At 71.9% G+C, this 19,545-nt stretch carries 20 protein-coding genes; 3 read left to right on the forward strand and 17 right to left on the reverse strand.

The window, feature by feature from the left end; translation table 11 throughout:
* Positions 1 to 50: 50 nt before the first annotated feature.
* On the reverse strand, positions 51 to 1,703 hold the full coding sequence (gene dacB / locus ACQP2X_RS20470; protein ID WP_498699271.1) for a D-alanyl-D-alanine carboxypeptidase/D-alanyl-D-alanine endopeptidase: 1,653 nt from the start codon (positions 1,701 to 1,703) through the stop codon (positions 51 to 53).
* A 52-nt stretch (positions 1,704 to 1,755) separates the two neighbouring features.
* On the opposite strand from dacB, the gene ACQP2X_RS20475 reads away from it, so the two are divergent.
* Complete coding sequence (locus ACQP2X_RS20475; protein WP_498699272.1) at positions 1,756 to 2,907, forward strand: hypothetical protein; 1,152 nt, start codon at positions 1,756 to 1,758, stop codon at positions 2,905 to 2,907.
* Here the strand turns inward: ACQP2X_RS20475 and ACQP2X_RS20480 are convergent.
* The 5 genes from ACQP2X_RS20480 to ACQP2X_RS20500 form a co-directional block, all read right to left on the reverse strand.
* On the reverse strand, positions 2,904 to 3,494 hold the full coding sequence (locus ACQP2X_RS20480) for a hypothetical protein (RefSeq protein ID WP_498699273.1): 591 nt from the start codon (positions 3,492 to 3,494) through the stop codon (positions 2,904 to 2,906). The genes ACQP2X_RS20475 and ACQP2X_RS20480 overlap by 4 nt on opposite strands.
* 41 nt (positions 3,495 to 3,535) lie before the next feature.
* Positions 3,536 to 4,120, reverse strand: a complete 585-nt coding sequence (locus ACQP2X_RS20485) for a DedA family protein (protein WP_498699275.1) — start codon at positions 4,118 to 4,120, stop codon at positions 3,536 to 3,538.
* A gap of 69 nt (positions 4,121 to 4,189) precedes the next feature.
* On the reverse strand, positions 4,190 to 4,807 hold the full coding sequence (locus tag ACQP2X_RS20490) for a ThuA domain-containing protein (protein ID WP_498699277.1): 618 nt from the start codon (positions 4,805 to 4,807) through the stop codon (positions 4,190 to 4,192).
* The gene (locus tag ACQP2X_RS20495; protein ID WP_498699278.1) at positions 4,804 to 6,408 is read right to left on the reverse strand and encodes a fatty acyl-AMP ligase; all 1,605 of its coding nucleotides are present in this window, start codon (positions 6,406 to 6,408) and stop codon (positions 4,804 to 4,806) included. The genes ACQP2X_RS20490 and ACQP2X_RS20495 overlap by 4 nt, the downstream gene beginning before the upstream one ends.
* A 19-nt stretch (positions 6,409 to 6,427) precedes the next feature.
* Positions 6,428 to 7,075: an FMN-dependent NADH-azoreductase gene (locus ACQP2X_RS20500; RefSeq protein ID WP_498699279.1), complete on the reverse strand. Its 648-nt coding sequence runs from the start codon at positions 7,073 to 7,075 to the stop codon at positions 6,428 to 6,430.
* 135 nt (positions 7,076 to 7,210) lie between these two features.
* Between ACQP2X_RS20500 and ACQP2X_RS20505 the strand changes: the two genes are divergently transcribed.
* The gene (locus tag ACQP2X_RS20505; RefSeq protein WP_498699281.1) at positions 7,211 to 7,705 is read left to right on the forward strand and encodes a MarR family winged helix-turn-helix transcriptional regulator; all 495 of its coding nucleotides are present in this window, start codon (positions 7,211 to 7,213) and stop codon (positions 7,703 to 7,705) included.
* Positions 7,706 to 7,723: 18 nt separating this feature from the next.
* On the opposite strand, the gene nicT is transcribed toward ACQP2X_RS20505, so the two are convergent.
* The 7 genes from nicT to ACQP2X_RS20540 all read right to left on the reverse strand — a co-directional run bounded on the left by nicT (position 7,724) and on the right by ACQP2X_RS20540 (position 15,245).
* Entirely contained in the window at positions 7,724 to 8,824 is a 1,101-nt protein-coding gene (nicT, locus tag ACQP2X_RS20510; RefSeq protein WP_498699282.1) for a Nickel transporter NicT, read from the reverse strand.
* 56 nt (positions 8,825 to 8,880) lie between these two features.
* Positions 8,881 to 9,738, reverse strand: a complete 858-nt coding sequence (locus ACQP2X_RS20515) for an alpha/beta fold hydrolase (protein ID WP_498699283.1) — start codon at positions 9,736 to 9,738, stop codon at positions 8,881 to 8,883.
* A 54-nt stretch (positions 9,739 to 9,792) separates the two neighbouring features.
* The gene (locus ACQP2X_RS20520; RefSeq protein ID WP_498699284.1) at positions 9,793 to 10,944 is read right to left on the reverse strand and encodes an SGNH/GDSL hydrolase family protein; all 1,152 of its coding nucleotides are present in this window, start codon (positions 10,942 to 10,944) and stop codon (positions 9,793 to 9,795) included.
* 40 nt (positions 10,945 to 10,984) lie between these two features.
* A complete protein-coding gene (locus tag ACQP2X_RS20525) occupies positions 10,985 to 13,201 on the reverse strand; it encodes an ATP-binding protein (RefSeq protein ID WP_498699285.1) in 2,217 nt (738 codons plus the stop codon).
* 248 nt (positions 13,202 to 13,449) lie between these two features.
* A complete protein-coding gene (locus ACQP2X_RS20530) occupies positions 13,450 to 14,310 on the reverse strand; it encodes an NADP-dependent oxidoreductase (RefSeq protein ID WP_498699287.1) in 861 nt (286 codons plus the stop codon).
* Entirely contained in the window at positions 14,307 to 14,684 is a 378-nt protein-coding gene (locus ACQP2X_RS20535) for a nuclear transport factor 2 family protein (RefSeq protein ID WP_498699288.1), read from the reverse strand. Before ACQP2X_RS20535 ends, ACQP2X_RS20530 begins: the two co-directional genes overlap by 4 nt.
* 51 nt (positions 14,685 to 14,735) lie before the next feature.
* The gene (locus ACQP2X_RS20540) at positions 14,736 to 15,245 is read right to left on the reverse strand and encodes a pyridoxamine 5'-phosphate oxidase family protein (RefSeq protein ID WP_498699290.1); all 510 of its coding nucleotides are present in this window, start codon (positions 15,243 to 15,245) and stop codon (positions 14,736 to 14,738) included.
* A gap of 19 nt (positions 15,246 to 15,264) precedes the next feature.
* Between ACQP2X_RS20540 and ACQP2X_RS20545 the strand changes: the two genes are divergently transcribed.
* Positions 15,265 to 15,843 (forward strand): nucleotidyltransferase family protein, encoded by a 579-nt coding sequence (locus ACQP2X_RS20545; protein WP_498699291.1) that lies wholly within the window; start codon positions 15,265 to 15,267, stop codon positions 15,841 to 15,843.
* 26 nt (positions 15,844 to 15,869) lie between these two features.
* On the opposite strand, the gene ACQP2X_RS20550 is transcribed toward ACQP2X_RS20545, so the two are convergent.
* The 4 genes from ACQP2X_RS20550 to ACQP2X_RS20565 form a co-directional block, all read right to left on the reverse strand.
* Positions 15,870 to 16,091, reverse strand: a complete 222-nt coding sequence (locus tag ACQP2X_RS20550) for a hypothetical protein (RefSeq protein WP_498699292.1) — start codon at positions 16,089 to 16,091, stop codon at positions 15,870 to 15,872.
* A gap of 242 nt (positions 16,092 to 16,333) precedes the next feature.
* Positions 16,334 to 17,050: an alpha/beta hydrolase family protein gene (locus ACQP2X_RS20555; protein ID WP_498699294.1), complete on the reverse strand. Its 717-nt coding sequence runs from the start codon at positions 17,048 to 17,050 to the stop codon at positions 16,334 to 16,336.
* 165 nt (positions 17,051 to 17,215) lie between these two features.
* Complete coding sequence (locus ACQP2X_RS20560; protein ID WP_498699296.1) at positions 17,216 to 18,382, reverse strand: RtcB family protein; 1,167 nt, start codon at positions 18,380 to 18,382, stop codon at positions 17,216 to 17,218.
* 46 nt (positions 18,383 to 18,428) lie between these two features.
* Entirely contained in the window at positions 18,429 to 19,538 is a 1,110-nt protein-coding gene (locus tag ACQP2X_RS20565; RefSeq protein WP_498699298.1) for an FAD-dependent monooxygenase, read from the reverse strand.
* Positions 19,539 to 19,545: the final 7 nt, after the last annotated feature.

Raw genomic sequence — 19,545 nt, forward strand, 5'->3', positions numbered from 1 at the left:
CCTGACCAGCATCGCTCGACTGAGATCACCTCGTCGTCATCCCAGCGAAGTCACCGCCATACCGTATTCGCAGTACGCCACCCGGCCGCCGCGGGGGCGTCCGAAGCCTGGTCACTGTGCGTAAGTGATACGACCAGGCGGTCGATGACTGTGGTGACCGAGGGCGCCAACTGGTTGTTGACGATCACCGAGAAGACCAGCGGACGGTCACCCTCGAGGTAACCGGAGAGGGCCGAGACGCCGGTGAGTGTGCCGGTCTTGGCGTGCACGGTGCCGGCCGCGGCGGTGCCGCGCATGCGGTTACGCAGCGTGCCGCCAATGAGCGGATCGGGGTCGCCGGCTACAGGGAGTGCGGCGAACCACGTGCCGAACCAGGGTTCGCGGCGCACGGCGAGGAGCAGCCGAGTCAGGGCGGCGGGCGGGATCAGATTGCGCCGGGACAGCCCCGAGCCGTCCACCTGCCGCAGGGTGGCCGGGTCGATGCCGAGCCGGGCCAGATAGCCGGCGATGGCGGCCGTGCCCGCCTCCCACGAGCCGCCACCGAGTGTCTTGACCAGCAGTTCGGCCATGTTGTTGTTGGACATTTTCAGGAGCGGGGCCATCAGCGCCCGCAGCGGGGGCCCGGCGTGCCGGGCCAGCTCGCGACTGCCCGGAGGCGAGGGCTGGGAGGGTTTCGTTCGGCCGTCCAGCCGTACGCCGTGACGGCGCAGCGCCTCTCGGAAGACCTCCACGGTGACGAGGGTGGGGTCGCTCACGGTGACCGCGTGCGTTTCAGCGGGAGCGTCGGCGGCGATCGTGCCGGTGACGAGGAGTGTTCCGGTGCCGTGGCGGCGGGTGACGGCGATGGTGCTCTCGCCCGGAGCGGTGACGGCGTGGTTGACGACGCTCAGCGACGAGATCGGCGGGGTCAGGCGGACGGCCGGCGGGGCGCCACGGACAGTGACCGTGACCGTCCCGGCTTGATAGTCACGGTCGGGTGACAGTGTGAGGGCCGACACAGGGGCGGCGCCGGCGAACGACTCGTCGTCCCAGGCCCACTCCAGGCCGAGCCGGACGTCGTCGAAGGCCGTGTCGTCACCGACCAGGTCGCCGGTGACCCGGCGGATGCCGGTGGCGGCCAGGCGGCGGGCGAGGGTGTCGAGGGAGGCGGGGGTGAGGGCGGGGTCGCCGTCGCCGCGCAGAATGAGATCGCCGTCGAGGAGCGGTCCGGTCCGGGAGCCGGTCGCGCGGACGGTGGTGACGAAGCGGTGGTCCGGGCCGAGCAGGGCCAGGGCGGCGGACGAGGTCAGGAGCTTGACGTTCGAGGCGGGCAGGAGGCGCTCGCCGCCGCGGCGGTCGACAAGGAATTCGCCCGAGCGGGCGTCCGCGATCACGACGCCGGCTTGGGCGCCGGCCAGCGCAGGATCGGCGAGGAACCGGTCGACGGCCGCCGAGAGCGCCCCCGACGCCGTCGTGGTGCCGGTGCCGTTGGTGGTGCTGGTGCCGATGCCATTGGCGGTGCTGGTGCTGGTGCTGGTGCCGATGCCGTTGGCGCTGCTGGTGGCGGTGTTGGTGCCGTTGGCGGTGTGCGTGCTCGTGCTGGCGGCGGTGCCGATGCGGGTGCCTGTGCCTGTGCCAGAGCGGGTGGCGGTGGCGGAGGCTGGGGCGGATGGCGCGATGGTGCACAGCACGATCGCCAGGAACAGGGTTGCTCGCCGTTTCATCGCATGATCAACGCGGGGAGGGCGATCGAGGAAACGCTGGCATGATGGCGCGGTGATCGACTGGGCGGGGCTGCGGCACGCGTACGGATCGGCGGAGGACGTGCCGGGGCATCTGGCGGCGCTGAGGTCGGCGGACGAGGAGGAGCGCCGGGAGGCGTTCGGGGAGTTGTACGCGAGCATCGCTCACCAAGGGAACCGGTATTCGGCGAGTGCGGCGGCGGTGCCGGCGTTGCTGGAGCTGGTGGGGGATCCGTCCATTCCGGACCGGGATCTGCTGCTGCACCTGCTGGGGATCATCGCGATCGGCGGCGAGGGGATGTGGCTGCCGGGGACGGTCCGGGTGGCCGAGCTGCGGGAGCGGGGGCTGGTCGACGAGCTGCGCGCCTACGAGGCGGTGGCGGCGGGCCTGCCGGTGCTGCAACGGCTGGCGGCCGGGATCGGCGCGGATGAGGACGTCGCGGTGTCGGCCGCTTATGTGCTGGCTTGGTTCCCCGGAGACGTTAAGTCGCTAGAAATACTGAAAAATCGGGCGCAGACGAGGAGTGGCGACGCAGCGCATGCTGCGGCGGAGGAGGCCGTGCCGGGGAAGGTCGCGGCGGGGAATGTTGCGGCGGAGGAGGCTGCGGTGGGGACCGCGGCGGGTGAGGCTGTGGCGGGTGAGGCTGCGGCGGTTGTTGGGGTGGGGCTGTTGGGGCTCTCGGCTGGGATTCCGGTGGCGGAACGCGCTCTCGGCAGCGAGGACCCGGTCCTGCGATGGGCGGGTGCGGTGGCTCTGGCCCGTCTCGGGGTGGGCGGGGACCGGGTACGTGACGAGCTGCTCGGCTGGGCGGCCGGCGATGCTCCTGCGGACCCCTCGATTCCGTACCTTGAAGGGGATCTCGGGGGTTATGCCCTGCTCTCGCTGCCGCTCATCGGGGTCGATCCGCTCGGGGCGGCGCTCAGCCGGCTGCGGCATGTGAGCGCCGAGCCCGCCCTCACCGCGCTTGTCGTGGCGCTGCGGGCGGCCTTCCCTGACGGCGGCGTGGCCAAGGGGACGACCTTCCGGGCGCTGGGTGAACGGCAACGCCGGGTTGTCCGTGTGCTCGTGGACAACCCGGCGGCCTGGCTCTACGACGGGATGGAGTTCGCCAACTTCAGTCTCGAGGTGTCCGACCGTGGGCTTCCGCACGGGCGCGAGCGGCTCCAGGCGTACGCCGGCCTTTAAACCGGCAGGGTCAGCTCCACCACGAACCACTCGCCGTCGCCGTCCAGCTTCACGGGGCCGCCCTCGTGGAAGCGGACCTCGTGCGGGTCGTCCAGCGCGGCGATCACGTGCGGCACCTCCGCCAGGTCGAGCTCGGTGGGCGCCTGCACGGTCCACACCCGGAGGTGCTCGTGCGAAAGGACCGGGCCCGGGTGTGGGCCGGGGACGCTGCGGGCGCCCTCGCCCACCGGGTACGGCTCGTCGCGCAGCTCGCCCAGCTGCTTCAGCTCGACCAGGCGGTTCTGGTAGAAGCGGTCGCCGATGTTCGTGAGCCGGTGCACCGGCGACAGCGGGCGATAGACGGCCCCGCCCCGATATTCGTTGAGGAAGCGCGGCTCCGCGCCGTCCAGCCAGTCCATCCGGCATTCCGAACCCGAGATGCTGAGCACCACGTACGGGTTGTGGTGCAGATGCCACGGGTGGGTCTCGCCCGGCTGGAGCGACACGTCCCACACCCGCACGACCGGGTTGTCGAAGAGCTCGGCCAGGCCGATGTCGGCGAGGACGATCTCCTCGCCCTCGGGGGAGTGGACGATCTGGCCCTTCATCGGTGCCTCCTGACAGGACGACGTTCGCTGCGCGAACATTGTCACCTATCGACCTTTCGGCGGCGACGGCGCCAGACGTACGCCACGACGGCCAGCACCGCCACGGCGAGCGCCACCACCAGATAGCGGCTGGCCGCCTTGGCGATCTGCTCGATGTGGTCGCCCGCGAAGTAGCCGCCGGTCGCCCACAGACCCACCCACAGGGCCGCGCCGAGCGCGTTCCAGGCGATGAACTTGCGGTAGTGCATGCCGCTGAGCCCGGCCACGATGCCGTTGAACTGCCGCAGGCCCTCGACGAAGCGGGCCACCACGATGATCTTCGGGCCCTGGCGGGTCATGAACGCCTCGACCTTGTCCAGGCGTTCGGGGGTCAGCCGGACGTACTTGCCGAAGCGCTGCACCAGCGGGCGCCCGCCGCGGCGGCCGATCTCGTAGCCGATCGTGTCGCCGGCGACCGCGGCCAGGAAGGCGACCGCGGCCACGCCGAAGATGTTCAGGTGGCCGCTGCCGGCCGCCACCGCGCCCGCGATGATCGCGGTCTCGCCGGGGGCCGGCACGCCGAAACTCTCCACGAAGACGACGCCGGCCACGCCGAGGTAGCCGAAGCGGTCGATGAGTTCCAGCACCCCGCCCACGCTAGGCCGCCCCGACCGCCGCGACACCCTTTCGCGACCGTCGTCACCAGCGTGAACCCGTCAGCCGCGGGCGGCGTAGGCGACCCCGGAGCGCACGTGGCCGAGGAACGCCGGATCGGCCCACGCCTCGCTCGTGTGGCCCAGCGCGGTGTACCACGACCGGCCCGCGCCGACCTGTCGCCGCCACGCCTGCGGGTGGGTGCCCGTCATGGCGTACGCACCCGGGTCGTAGGTCTGTTCATCCACCGTCAGCAGGATCTCCAGGTCGTCGCGGAGCTCGCCGAAGCCGTACCACTCGTCGGTGAACTTCCAGGGCACACCCTCAGGGTCGAGGAGCGTCGCTTGTTGTACGCCGTCCGGGTGCCCGAGGAACCGGGCACCGAGAAGCTCGCCGTACCAGGGATCGCTCAGCTCGGTCCCCGCCGCCGAGTGCACACCCACGAAACCACCGCCGCCCAGGACGAACGACCGCAGCGAGGCGCGCCCGCGCGGATCGAGGACGTCGTCGGTCGTCGACAGGAACATGACCACGTCGAACGCGCTGAGGTCGTGCAGCGCGACGGGATCCTCGCTGTGCACGACGCGTACGCCCGGGAAAGCCGAAACCGCCGCCACCGCGACCGGAAGGGACTCGTGGCGGTAGCCGGCCGTGCGGGTGAAGACGAGCATCCGCGTCATCCGAGCAGCTCCCGCGCGGCGCCCCGGCGCAGCTTGCCCGACGGCGTCTTGGGCAGCGAGCCCGGCGGCACGACCCGGACCTGGGCCGGGCGGGCGTCGATCTCGGCCACGATGCGGCTGGTGACCTCGCGGGCGATGTCGTCCGGGGAGCCCTCGCGCGCCTCCACGATCACGGCGAAGGACTCGCGGGCGCGGCCGTCGCCGGCCAGCAGGCGTACGGCCGCGACGTTGCCCTCCCGGACCCCGGGAACGCGGCCGGCGGCGCGCTCGATGTCGGTCGGGTAGATGTTGCGGCCGCCCATGATGATCACGTCTTTGCGGCGGCCGCAGACCACGACCTGGCCGTCGGTGAGGTAGCCCTCGTCGCCGATGTCGAGCCAGCCGCCGTCGTCGCGGGCGGGTTCCCACCCGTCCGGCGTGATGTAGCCCTCGGTGACCGACTCGCCGCGCAGCTGAATGCGGCCGACCTGGCGGTCGCCCAAGGGCTTGCCGTCGTCGTCGACGACCCGGACATCGACGGTCGGGAACGGCCTGCCGAGTTTCGGCAGCTGCCGGGCGCCGCCCTCGGTGGGCACGGCCCGCCGCTCCTGTTCCAGTTCGGCGGCGTCGACGACGTCGAGCAGCATCGGGTCGGCCATGGCCGACATCGAGATGACGAGGGTGCTCTCGGCGGCGCCGTAGCAGCAGTTCACGGCCTCGGGCCGGAGCCCGAACCGGGTGGCCGTCGCCACGAACGCCTCCATGGTGGCCGGGTCGATCGGCTCGGCGCCGTTGCCGGCCACCCGCAGCGCCGACAGGTCGAGGGCCCCGTCGGGCACCCGCGTGAGCTGGCGGGCCAGGACCGCCCAGGCGAAGTTCGGGGCGGTGGTGATCGTGCCCCCGTACCGGCTCATCAGCTCGGCCCACAGCAGCGGGCGGCTGAGGAAGTCGGTGGGGGTGACGCTGATCAGCTCCATGCCGCTGAGCATGGGCAGCAGCAGGCAGCCGACCATGCCCATGTCGTGGAACATCGGCAGCCAGGACACCATCACGCCGCTCTCGTCACAGCCGAGGTGCCGGGCCGAGTCGGTGACGTTGGCGTAGAGGTTGCGGTGGGTGATGCGCACGGCCTTGGGCTCGGCCGTCGACCCGCTCGTGAGTTGCAACAGCGCCGCGTCGTCCTCGCCGGCCTCCACCGTTTCGCCGATGGCTGATCCCTCGATCAACTCATCGAAGCGATGATGCTTGATGCCGTACGCCTCGAGGACCGGGATCACCGGCTCGAAGGGCGCGCCGACGATGACCGCCCGGGCGCCGATCATCCGCAGGACGCGCACCGTGTCGTCGCGCCACACGTCGAGGTCGGTGCGGGGAGTGGGCTGGTGCAGCATCGTCATGCTGCCGCCGGCCAGCCAGATCGCCTGGGCGACCGGGGCGATCTGGGCCGGCAGCCCGGCCAGGACGGCGATCGCCTGGCCGGGCTCGAGCCCACCCGCTATGCGGCGAGCCTGGTCATGGACCTCGCCCCACGTGCGGCGAAGGGGTTCGCCCGGTTCACCGGTCACCATGCCGGTACGGGCGCGGGCGGCGTTCGCGATCACACCATCGACGAATCGGCTCACCCGTTCACAGTGCCCGACGTCAGATGCCGTTGGGAAGAGCGCCGAGCGCCTTGCCCGCCTCGCGGGCGGCGTCGAGGGCCTCGGCGTGCATCGCGGCGGCGGCGTCGGTGAACTGGTCGAGGGCCGGGTTGGAGCCGACCAGGGTGAACTCCCGCTCGACGATGGTCAGGTCGGCGCCCCAGACGTCGGCGATGACCCGCTTGAGATACGGGGTGGAGTGGTCCCAGCCCTCACGCGGCGTGCCGGCGCCGTAGGCACCGCCACGGACGGTGGCCAGCACGACCGGCTTGCCCTTGAGGAAGGGCTGGCCGAAGGCGTTGGGGGCGGTCAGGAGCAGGTCGACGTACGTCTTGAAGTGCTGCGAGACGCCGTAGTTGTACAGCGGGACGGCGAACAGGATGGCGTCGGCGCCGAGAAGCTCGTCGGCCAGCGTCCTGGCCAGGGCCACGGCCTCGCGCTGCTCGGGGGTCCGCTGTGCTTCGTCGGTGGCGCCCGCGGCGACGGCGTTGCCCCAGGCGGTGGCCGGGATGGGCTCGGCGCCGATGTGCCGGTTGACGACCTTGTCGCCGGGGTGGGAGGCGAGCCACTCCTGCTCGACGATGTCGGCGATCTCGCGGCTCGTGGAGCCGTCGATCCGGATGCTGGCGTCCAGGCGGAACAGGGTCATGGGGAACTCCTCGGTCGTGTTCTTCTCTCGCTTCAAGCTTGAAGCCAACGTAGCAGGTTCACTTCAAGCTTGAACATGGGAGATGGATCACGTCCGTTTCCGGGGAGGTCGCCCCCGCGCCGTACTCTTCTGTGCATGCAGGCGGAACCGCGGTGGCTCGACGATCAGGAACGCGAGGCGTGGATCTCGCTGTCCCAGCTGATGTTCCTGTTGCCGGCCGCGCTCGACGCCCAGCTCCTGCGCGACCGGAACATCACGCTGTTCGACTACATGGTGCTGAGCGGCCTCTCCATGTCCGAGGGCCGCACGCTGCGCATGAGCGAGCTGGCGCGCATGATCGCCAGCTCGTTGTCCCGGTTGTCGAACGTGGTGAAGCGCCTGGAGACGCGCGGCCTGCTGCGCCGCGAGCCCGACCCGTGCAACGGCCGCTACACGGTCGCCATCCTCACCGACGAGGGCTGGGACCTGGTGGTGCAGGCCGCCCCCGGTCACGTCGAGGCCGTCCGCCGCTACGTGATCGACGGCTTGAGCGACGAGCAGATCAAGGTCCTCCGCGAGGTGGCCTGCCACGTGACGGCCCGCATCCAGGCCGGCGAGCCGGCCTGCACGGAGGAGCCCCGCCCGCTCTAGCTTCTCCTCGGGCGGCTTCTACTTGGGCGCCGACCAGCGTTCCTCGATGCGGCCGAAGCGCCAGACGGCGAGGGCGACCGCCCAGGCCAGCACGAAGAGGCCGACGATGCCGTAGCCGGCGTAGTCGAGGGGGATCGAGCCGATCGCGGCCAGGGGGCCGGTGGTGATGTGCGCCTGGTCGTCGAGGACGCCGATCAGCTCGATGGTGCCGATGATCAGGGCGACGGCGACCGAGATCGACGTGATGGTGATGTTGTAGAAGACCTTGCGGACGGGCTTGGCGAACGCCCAGCCGTAGGCGACGTTCATGAACACGCCGTCGATGGTGTCCATCAGGCACATCGCGGCCGCGAACAGGACCGGCAGCACCAGGATCGAGTAGAACGGCAGGTTGAACACGGCCGCGCCGCCGGCCAGCACGAGCAGGCCGACCTCGGTGGCGGTGTCGAAGCCCAGCCCGAACAGCACGCCGACCGGATAGATGTGCCACGGCTTGCGCACCGACCTGGTCAGACCGCCGAGCAGCCTGTTCATGAAGCCGCGCTTGTTGAGCTGCTCCTCGAGCTCCTGCTCGTCGTAGCGGCCCTGCCGGATCGCCCGGAACACCTTGATGATCTCGATCAGCACGACCAGGTTGAGGATCCCGAGGATCCACAGGAAGACGCCCGACACCGACGCGCCGATCACGCCGGTGATCGAGTGCAGGGCGCTGCCGTCGTCCTCGACCTGCCCGGCCAGGGCCTTCACGCCGAACGAGAGCAGGAACGCGAGCCCGAAGACGATCGTCGAGTGCCCGAGCGAGAACCAGAAGCCCACCGACAGGGGCTTACGGCCGGTGCCGTCCTGCATGAGCTTGCGCGTGGTGTTGTCGACCGCCGCGATGTGGTCGGCGTCGAACGCGTGCCGCAACCCGAACGTGTAGGCGAGCACGCCAACGCCGACCGTGAAGACCGGATGAGCGCCGCCCAGGTGGAAGTGCTTGGGCACCACGAAGCCGAACAGCAGCCCGAACCCCACGACGTGCAGCAGCACGATGAAGCCGGCCATGCCGTACAGGGACCGCTTGTCGGCGGAGGTCAGGCCGGCCCGGAAACGGGCGACCCGGGAGGTGGCGGTCATGATCGGACGCTATTTCCCGCCACCCCCTGCTGCAAAGCCTTGGCAATAAAGCGTGATCAGCGCAACGCGTCGCGCAAGGCCGCCGCGAAGCCGTCCGGGTCGCCGGTCATGCCGAACTCGCCGCCCAGGAAGCCGCCGTGGTGGCTCGGGAAGGTGACCGGCTCGACACCCAGGCGGGCCGCCACGCCCTCGCCGCCCCGGTGGGCCAGCTCGCCCACCGACTCGGCGCCGACCGCGACGACGATCCGGGTCGGTGCGGCCTTGAGCGCCTCGAAGTCGTGCTCGTAGTGGGTGCAGGACATCAGGTTCTGGCCCAGCAGCGGATCGTTGCGGTCGCCGGTGTCCTCGGACGGCAGGCCGAACTGCGCCGGGTCCGGTGCCGGCTGGTCGCCGAAACCGGCCGGGATGTCGCCCTTGGCCCCGGTGAGCAGGAAGAACTTGACCATCGCGGGACCAACACCCGACTTCTGGTACGTCTCGTAGATGTCCACGGTCGCCGCGGTGGCGCTCTCCCGGTCGGCGAGGACGTTCAGCGACGGCGGCTCGTGAGCGACCAGCGTGCGGACCAGCGCCGGATGACGCGAGACGAGCGCCAATGTGTTGACCGCGCCGCCGCTGCTGCCGAAGACGTCGACCGGGCCGCCGTCGGCGACCTCGTGGATGATCGCGGCGATGTCGTCCGCGTGCTCGTCGGGCGTCGACTCCGTCACGCCGTCGGTGCGCTCGCTGCGCGCGATGCCGCGCGGGTCGTACGTGACGACCGTCCGGTCCGGGAAGTGCCCGGCCAGCGTCGCGAAGCCCTCGGCCTGCATCGGCGAGCCGATGAGCAGCAGGATCGGCCCGTCACCGCGGCGCACGTCGTAGGTCAGCACCGCGCCGGGGGTGGCGAGGGTGCGGGTCTCTGGCTGGCTCACTGTCGTGTCCCTTCATCGAAGTCCTGCCCAGTAGACCCGCGCCCGCCCGCGAACTCATCGGTCCTGCCGAAAACTTTCCTGGAGCACGAGCTTGACGAACCGGTCGGCGATCAGGTGATGGGTGGCCGTGTCCGGGTGCAGGCGGTCGGGCATGGGGAGAGCGGCGGCGTCGGTCTCGCCGTACAGGTCGAGGCCGTTGACGTAGCTCAGGTTTTCGTCCTTCCGCTCGGCGACGACGCGGGCGAGCTCCTCGCGGACGACGCGCAGGGTCAGCCTGGTCGGGTCGGGGACGCCGGTGGCCACGAACTTCACCTCGCCCGCCTTGAGGGCCTCCAGGTCGAAGGCGCCGGGGCCGGGTGTGTCCTCGTGGATCGCGCAGTAGATGGGCGAGATGACGGCCATCGGGGTGGTGGGGTGCCCGTCGCGGATCGTGTCGAGGAAGCCGTGGACGGCGGGGGCGAAGGCGCGGCGGCGCATCAGGTCGGCGTTCACCACGTTGATGCCCAGCTTGAGGGTGATGAGGCCGGCCGGGGTGTCGCGGATCGTCCGGGCCACGAAGGGGTCGAGCAGGGCGCTTCCGCCGAGGCCCAGGTTGATCAGGTCGGCGCCGGTGTGAAGGGCGGCCCGGACCGGCCAGACGGAGGTCGGGCTGGTGGCGTTCGAGCCCTGGCTGATCGAGCTGCCGTGGTGCACCCAGACCGTGCCCGTGTGGCCGGATCGCGGCTCGACCGGCGCGTCGCTGCGCAGGGCCACCAGCTCGGTGGTCTCGTTGTGGGGCAGCCAGATCTCGACGGTCTTCTCGCCGGCCGCCAGCGTGGGGAAGGAAACCGTGACCGGGGCGCCGGGCTGGTGGCCGGAGGTGCCGGTGGCCATGTCGATGGTGACGACGGTGCCGCCGGTGGCGGTGGCCTGGGCCGTCAGGGCGCCGTCGACCAGGAGGTCGTAGACGCCGTCGGGGCGCGGTGGGAGACCGGCGTAGACGCGCTTGGTGGGCACGGTCAGCAGCTGGATCGTCGTGGAACGGGTGCGGAAGACGACGCGTACGCCCGAGGGTTGTGCCTCGACCATGGCCAGCTGGGGATCGGGGGTCTGTGCGCGGGCCCAGGCGGGAAGGCGGTGCGGGAGCAGGCCTTCGCCCGTCGGTTCGAGCTCGGCGGCGCCACGGACGAGCGCGGCGGTGATCGGGGTGGTGATCATGATGGTCATGGCCTCCTTGCGAAAGCCATTATGCATCTACCTAAAGCATTTAGGCAAGCAGTGCGGCGGCGGGCCGGCCCCACGCCGGCAGGCCTTTGCGCTCGGCGAGGGCCAGGGCCGTGCGGGCCGGCCCCGGATCGCCGAGCATGGCGGCCAGGGCGGTGTGGGCCGGGATCAACGGCCAGGCGGCGCCCACCCGCTCGGCGTCGGCGATGACCGAGCGCAGGTCGGCCTCGGCCTCACCGGCGCGGCCCCGGCGAGCGCGGAGGCGGCCCAGGTGGAGGCGGGCGTCGAGCATGGTCAGGGGCAGCCGGTCGGGCCGGGACAGGAAGTGCAGGAGCCTCTCCTCCAGGCCGTCCAGGTGGCCGGTGGCCAGGTCGAGGGCGTGCTCGGTGAGCTCGACGACCGGGCGGATCCGCTCGTACTCGGCGGCGGCGGGCAGGCCCCGGGCGATCGTCAGGAGCTGCGCGGCCCGGTCCGGGCGACCGGTGTGCAGGGCGCCCTGGGCCCAGTTCAGGCACGCGCGCAGGTGGTCGCGGGGACGGTCGGCGAAGCGCGGATCGGTCAGGGCCGTGCGCACCGCCGGCCAGGCCTCCGGATCGTCCAGTTCCAGCCGCAGCGACAGCCGGGCGATCTCGACCGCGAGCAGGGCCGACGGGTCTCCCGACTGCCGCGCCGCCTCCAGCGCGGCCTCGCCGTAGCGCCAGTGGTCGTCCGCGTGCCGGTCGAGCACCGTGTCCGGCGCCGACAGGATGGCCAGGGCCCGCGCCCGGTGGCCGTGATGCTTGAGGTGGGGGACGGCCCGTTCGATCTCCTCGTATCCGGCGGAGGCCTCGCCCTGCTGGCGCAGCATCCGCCCGAGGGCAAGGCCCAGGTCGCCGCGGGCGCCGGGCGGCAGCCGCCGGTCGGCCAGGATGCGCCGCAGCACCGGGATCGCCTCGGCCTGGGTGACGCCCTCGACGGCCGAGCGGCCCAGTTTGCCGGCCAGTCGGGCCCGCTGCCGGCGGGGCAGCTCGGCGTGGTCCATGGTGGCCAGCAGGAAGCGGGCGGCCGTCGCGTCGTCGCCGCGCGCGGTGGCCAGGTCGGCGGCGGCCTCGGCGTTGCGGACGTGGTCGGCGGCGTTGCCCGCCAGCCGGTAGTGGTGCGCCAGCTGCGCCACCGGGCGGGGCACCTGCCGTTCCAGGACCCGAGCGCAGCGCAGGTGCAGCATCCGTCGCTCCAGTTCCGGGAGCAGCTCGTAGACGACCTGGCGGGCCAGCGTGTGCCGGAACCGGGGCGACCGGCCGTCCACCCGGTGCAGCAGGCCCGCCTCGGCGGCCCGGTCGAGCGCGGTCTCGACCCGGTCGACGGGCAGGGACAGCAGTTCGGCCAGGGCGCGGGCCTCGGCCACGACGCCCAGGACGGCGGCGGCGCCGAGGATGTCGCGCGTGGGCTCGTCCAGCGGGCGCATGCGCCACAGCAGCACGTCGCGCAGCAGGGCCGGCACGGTCACGTCGCCCAGGACGTCGCCCAGCAGGTCGGGCCGCTGGTCGATGCGGTCGATCTCGTGACGTTCGACCAGGGAGCGGACGACCTCCTCGACCAGGAAGGGCACACCGGCCGTACGCTCGAACAGCTGCTCGACGAAGACCGGCGGCAGGAGGTCGCGGCGCAGCAGCCTCCCGGCCAGCGAACCCACCTCGGCCGGCGACAGCGGCGCCAGATGCAGCAGCCGGGCCGGCACCGCGACCGGCTCGCGGGAGGTCATCACCACCGTGAGGCCGGGCACCGGCCGCGCGGCCAGCCACGTCACGAACTCCACAGTGGCCGGATCGGCCATGTGCAGGTCCTCGAGCGCGACCACGACCGGGGCCAGCGCACCCAGCAGGCCGGCCATGGCCCCCAGCAGGCGGGCCCGCTCGGCCTGCGGGTCGTCGAGCGGGGGCGGCGGCGTGAGGGCGGCCAGCGCCGGCAGGTACGGCGCGAAGACGGCGACCGTGGGGTCGAGGCCGGAGGGCAGCGCCGGCGACCAGAGACGCAGCCCGTCCAGGATCGGGCCGAGCGGCAGCGGCTCGCGCAGATCGTCGCAGTGGGCCACGACGACGCGGCCGGCCAGGCCGGACAGGGCCTCGGCGACCAGGCGGGTCTTGCCGACACCGCCCTCGCCGAGCACGAGCACGGCCGACGGGGGAGCGGCCAGCGCCGCGCGCAGCACGGCGAGCTCACCGTCGCGGCCCACGAAGGCCTTGGCGCTGTGCAGGTTGAAGGCGGCGGAAAGCTGGAACACCGCTGCCGAATGTAGCGCCGGGACCCCGCGGACGGCACCTCCGCGGGGTCCCGGGCGCCGGCTCATCCGGTGATGTCCACCGCGGCCATGCTGGTCCCGTCCATCGTCGTGTCCTCTCCGCCCGTGAACTTGGCTGCGGCGACGGTACGAACCACGCCCGCCCGGGGAAAGGCCCGGAAGGCCTCCGGCGGGTTGGCGAAACATACCCGTAACCTTGTACGTCTTTTCGCGTAACAGGCCGGGTCGCCTCAATGCGACAGGACGACCTTTCCGTGCAGCCGCCCGGCCTCGTAGAGCCGATGAACCTCGGGCAGCTCCGCCATCGGCCGGTGCTCGACCGCGCCCGGCGTCACACCCCGCTCGTCGACCAGGCGTGAGATCTCGCCCAGCTGCTTCGCATCCGGCCGCACAACCATCACTTCCCCTCGTACGCCGGCGATCGCGGTGATGGAGACGTACGCCTTCGTGCGCGGGACGGTGATGCGCGGGGCCGTGTTGAAGACGGCGTCGAACTCCCCGCTCGGCACCCCGCGGGTGTAGTCGACGACCTCGTCGGCGTGCCCGGCCGCGGCGAGACTGTGCGGCCCGGCGACGCCGACCACAGTGGCCCCGGCCAGTTTCGCGAACTGCACGGCGAACCGGCCGACGCCCCCGCCGGCCCCGTTGACCAGGATGCGCTGCCCCGGGCGTACGGCCAGATGCTCGTGAATGGCCTGCCACGCGGTGAGCCCCGCCACCGGAAGGGCGGCGGCCTCGGCGAGCCCGAGGGTCGCCGGCGCCGGCGCGAGCTGGCCGGCCGGCGCGGTGACGAACTGCCCGGTGCTGCCGTCCTGGGGCCGGATCAGATAGGCGATCCGGTCCAGCCCGACCAGCTCGTCCGGGACGCCCGGCCCGACCTGGACGACGGTTCCCGCCGCATCGAACCCGGCGATCAGCGGAAACCCGCGGGCGTAGTCGACGTGGCCGGCGCGGACCGCTGCGTCACCCGGGTTGAACGAGGTGGCGGCCACCCGCAGCAGCACCTCGCCCGGACCCGGCACGGGAACCGGGACGTCCTCGTAGCGCAGGACGTCCGGCCCGCCGAACCGGTGCTGGACGATGGCTTTCACGCCTGGAGCAGCTTCATGGCGTACTGCGGGTTGCTGTAGTCCCGCCAGGCCACGATCTTCCCGTCCCGGATCTCGTAGACGGCCAGGTTCATGATGGGCGCGAGCTTGCCACCGGGCAGCGCCAGCCCGTGCACCTGCTCGGCCAGCACCACATCGCCGTCCACGGCCTGGTTGACGGTCTCGAACTTCACCTGCGCGAAGTTCTGGAACACGCCATGCCAGATCCTCACGACGGCGTCGCGGCCCTTGACCGGCGGCTCCCCGTAATTCTCGAAGACCACGTCCGGGTGCAGGAACGCACCCACCTTGCTCGCGTCCCTGGTGTTGAAGGCCGCGACGAATTCCCTTGCCAACGTGCCGTTGTCAGTAGTCATGCCGACGACAGTTGCTCGCCAAAAATGGACCCGCAAGTCCAAAGCCGGGCGTCACCGGTGCCAGAACTGCCGGGGTGCGTAGCCCTCGCGGCGCAACCAGTGCTCGGTGTAGACGACGCGCTGCGCCTCCAGCACGCCGATGGTGCCGGTCGGCGGCTCGTCGAGCGGGCGCGAGCGCTCCACGTGGTCGGACTGCCAGCGCACCACCGGCCAGTAGCGGTCGAAGCCGTCGTCGCCGGGCACGAGGATCTGGGCGGTCCCGAAAAGCTGTGCGCCGCGGCTGCTCGCCTGGCCGACGAGAGGGGCGAACACCCCCACCGACACGCGGGGATCGGCCCGGATGTTGCGCATCTTCGGCGACGTGCCCACCGCCGTGAAGACGAGCGCGAAGTCCAGGTGGAAGTAGCGCACCGGCGTGGCCAGCGGCCCGTCCGGGCCCACCGTGGCCAGCACGCACATGTTCTGCGACGAGAGCAGATTGAGGATGCGCTCCTCGAGGCGCTCGCGGTCCAGCCGCCGGGTGGGGCTGGGCCCGGCCAGCCAAGGATTGGTCGTCACCATGGACGTGCATTCTGGTCCTATGACGACGGAGGAGACGCTCGCGGGTCTGGTTCGGGCGAACGCGTGGATGACGGAAGTGCTGACGGCGGTGCGCGACGAGGCGGTACCCGACGCGTGGGTGGGCGCCGGGGTGCTGCGTGATCTGGTGTGGGGTGAGCGTTTCGGCGCGGGCTTCACCCCGGGTGTCGTACGGGACGTGGACGTGGCCTTCTTCGATCCGGGCGACCTGACGCGCGCCAACGACGACCGCGTGACCGAGCGCCTGAGCCGCCGCCGGCCCGGCGTGCCGTGGGAGGCGAAGAACCAGGCCGCCGTGCACACCTGGTACGCCGCGAAGTTCGGCGGCGACCCGGTCGAGCCGTTCACGTCCATCGAGGACGCCGTAGGCACCTGGCCCGAGACGGCGACCGCGGTGGCGGTGCGCCTGCGCGCGGACGGCGAGCTGGACGTGTGCGCCCCCTTCGGCCTGGACGACCTCCTCAACGGCGTCTGGCGCCGAAACCCGCGCCGCGTCGGCCTGGAACGGTCCCGAGCCCGCCTCGAACGCCACCAGCCCCAGGTCCGCTGGCCGCGCGTGACCATCGTCGCGCCCGAGTGATGACGCCGGCCGTCCCCGGTTTCGGGCTACCCAGCGGTCACCGCCACCGCCGCCACGACTCGGCCACCGCTGCCCCTTGATCCGCGCCGCCGGTCCCGTTCAGGATCCCGATCGAGCCCGGCCCGCTCGGCCACAGCCCGCAACCCGGTGTTGCCCGCATGAGCCCACAGCCGAAGCGCGTCCGGCCCGCGCCACCCGAACGCCCCGCCCGCGCCCAGGGTGATGTTGCCCAGCCGCTCTCCGGTCACCGGGTCGGCGATCAGAAACCCGCGCGGCCCGGCGCGACGGGACCGAGGAGCCTGGCCCTCGCCAGCGAATTGGGCGACGGCACGATCCTGGCCGGCGGTGTCACCGCGGCCGGCGCGGCCAAGGTCGTCCTGGAACAATCGAGGGGCTACCTCGACACGGCGGCCTTTGGTCAGCTGACGGCCGCAGACGGGACGGCGTGGCTCACGATGGCGTCATCCCCGTCTGCGGCCTTGATGAAGGATCAGCTGAAGTGGCGGGCGAAGAAGCGGACCGCGCTCTCGGCCTCGAAGCGTGGCAGCTGTTTGTGCGTGCCGGCGTTGGCGTGCAAGGTCTTCTCGGTGGAGGCGAAAGCGTCGAACAACGCCAGGCCCTCGTCGCGGGGGATGTGCTCGTCGTGCCACTGGAGGGCGAACTCCAGGGGCACCGTGATCTGGCGGGCGGCCTCCAGCAGGGGCGGGGCCGGCCAGAACTGGCCCAGGACGGCGGCCTTGATGCGGGGGTCGCGGGCGATCAGCGGGATGCCGATGGCGGTGCCCATGTTGAGGCCGAAGTACCCGACCGTGTCGAAGCCCAGGGCGTCCAGGGCGGCCTGCCACTCGGGCACGGCCTGGGTGGCCAGGTGCAGGTTGTAGCGGACGACGATCGGGCCTTCGGGCTCGCCGGCCTCGCGGGCGCGGAACAGGTCGGCGATCTCGCGTTCGTCGTGTGGGGTGCGGGGGCGGTCGCCGTGGCCGGGGGCGTCGAGGACGGCCACCGAGCAGCCGGCGCCGTGGACGAGCAGGTGGGCCCGGCCGGACATGGCGGGGGCCTTCTTGTGGGTGCCGCCGCCGTGGCCCATCAGGACCAGCGGGGTGGCGCCGGCCGCGCCGGCGGGTGACCAGAGGACGCCGGGGACGCCGCCGACGGTGAAGTCGCGTTCGCGGATGCCGTCGGTGGTCGTGTCGGATGTGAAGCGCATGGGTGGTGCCTTTCGGGAGTGTGCCTGGTGCTCAGGCGCTCCCGGCCGTGACGCGGCGAGGGAGCACCCGGGTCGATGCGATGGTCACGGGGCTCACCTCCTTGCGCGATGTCACGGCTGACGGCACTGTACGGCCCGGCCGCCCGGGCCGTACAGCGAATTTCGTCAGTCGCCCTTGACGTTGACGATCTGGCGCAGCGTGTGGCGGATCTCCACCAGATCATCGGCGTCGTTCATGACCACGTCGATGGGCTTGTAGGCCTGCGGGATCTCGTCGAGGAAGGCGTCGGTGTCGCGGTATTCGATGCCTTTCATGGCCTCGCGCAGCTGCTCGCGGGTGAAGGTCTTGCGGGCCTTCGACCGCGAGTAGTTGCGGCCCGCGCCGTGCGGGGACGAGTTCAGGGCCAGGCGGTTGCCCTTGCCCACGACCACGTACGACGCGTCGCCCATCGAACCCGGGATCAGACCCGGACGGCCCTGCTCGGCGTTGATGGCGCCCTTGCGGGAAAGCCACACCTTCTTGCCGAAGTGGGTCTCCTGCTCCGTGTAGTTGTGGTGGCACTGCACCCGCTCGAGCTCCTCGACCGGCCCGCCGGTGAACTCGGCGAAGCAGGCCACGACCCGGTCCATCATCTCGTCGCGGTTGGACAGGGCGAAGTCCTGGGCCCAGCGCAGCTCGCGGATGTAGCGCCAGAACTCGTCGGTGCCCTCGGCCAGGTACGCCAGGTCGGGGTCGGGCACACTGATCCAGTAGCGCTTCATCAGCTCCTGCGCCACCTTGATGTGATGCGTGGCGATCTTGTTGCCGACGCCGCGCGAACCCGAGTGCAGGAACAGCCACACGGCGCCCGTCTCGTCGGCGGTCACCTCGATGAAGTGGTTGCCGCTGCCGAGCGTGCCCAGCTGGAGCTGCCAATTCCCCGCGTACTGCCCCGGCTCGAACCCCGCCTTCTCCGCCTTGGCGGTCAGCGTCTCGACGCGGCGGGCCGCGGTGTCGGTGATGGCCGTGTTGTAGACGCCGGCCGACAGCGGAACCGCACGCTCGATCGCCGTGCGCAGGTCGGCCAGGTTCGGCTTGAGGTCGTCACGGTGGTACTGCGTCCGCACCGCGGCCATGCCGCAGCCGATGTCGACACCCACGGCGGCCGGGATGATCGCGCCGAGCGTGGGGATGACCGAGCCGACGGTCGCTCCCTTGCCGAGGTGGGCGTCGGGCATGAGGGCGATGTGCGGAAAGATGAAGGGCAGTGTCGAAGCGGTTTCCGCCTGGGCCAAGGTGCCGGCCTCGATGAGGCTGGCCCAATTGATCAGACGGTCGTTTACCCGCTGCATGACTGCTCTCCCCTCCGGGGGACGTCGGTGATTGTCGCCGGTCACGCTAGCTGCCAAGATCGCTGAGCGCTCCCGATTTACAGGCCGGCGCCCGCCACGACTGGAGCGCGGTGAGCTGCCGGGCGACCACGGCCGGGGGCACGAGGCGCAGCAGCGGGTCGCGGAGCGGGCTGGAGCTCTGCAACAGCCGGCCCATGGCCCGGGCGCGGGCGGCGATCGGGCGGGTGCGGTGACGACGGGCTTTGTCGTACGCCGTGAGGGCCCCGTCGATCGGCAGCGTGGCCAGCAGAGTGGTGAGGGTGGCCGCGTCCTCCATGGCCTGGGCGGCGCCCTGGCCGAGGTCGGGGGTCATGGCGTGGGCGGCGTCGCCCAGCAGGACCGTGCGTCCCCGGCGGAAGGTGGCCGGCGGCCGGGCCAGGTCGTGGATGTCGGTGCGGACGATCGCGGCCGGATCGGTGGCGGCGAGCACGTCGCCGATCGGGGCATGCCAGCCCGCGAAGCGGCGGTGGAGCTCGGCGTGGTCGTCGGGGAACGGCGTGCGGGCCGGCAGCGAGACGACGCCGAACCAGTAGACCCGGCCGTCGGGCAACGGGGCCAGGCCGAAACGCTCGCCGCGGCCGAGGCTCTCGCCGGCCCCGCCGAGCAGGTCGACCGGGTGGGCGGTGACGCCGCGCCAGCTCGTGTACCCCGCATAGCGCACACCGGGATCGCCGGGCCACGACGCGCGGGTCGGCGAGCGCAGGCCGTCGGCGGCGACCACGACGTCGGCATCGACCGGGTCGGCGGGATCGTGCGGGTGGCCGTAGTGGACCGTGCCCGGCGGCAGCAGCGACGCCAGGGTGGCCTGGAGGTCGGCCCGGTGGACCACGCGCAGGTCACGCACGGCCCCGGGCGGGATGATCGAGAGCCACCGGCCGTCGGAGCGGCGCTGGCCGGCGGTCAGCGTGGAGCGGGGGCCGGCGATGGCCCGGACCGCGTCGCCGGCGCCCACGGCGTCGAGGGCGGCGAAGGCGTTGCCGAACAGGGACAGGCCGGCGCCGGCCACGGTGGGCACCGGGGAACGCTCGAGCACGGTGACCTGCCAGCCGAGGCGATGCAGGCCGATGGCGGTGGTCAGGCCGCCGATGCCGGCGCCGATGACGGTGGCTCTACGCATGTAGAGG

It is taken from the genome of Actinoplanes sp. CA-131856, assembly GCF_050956135.1.
Taxonomy (GTDB): domain Bacteria; phylum Actinomycetota; class Actinomycetes; order Mycobacteriales; family Micromonosporaceae; genus Actinoplanes.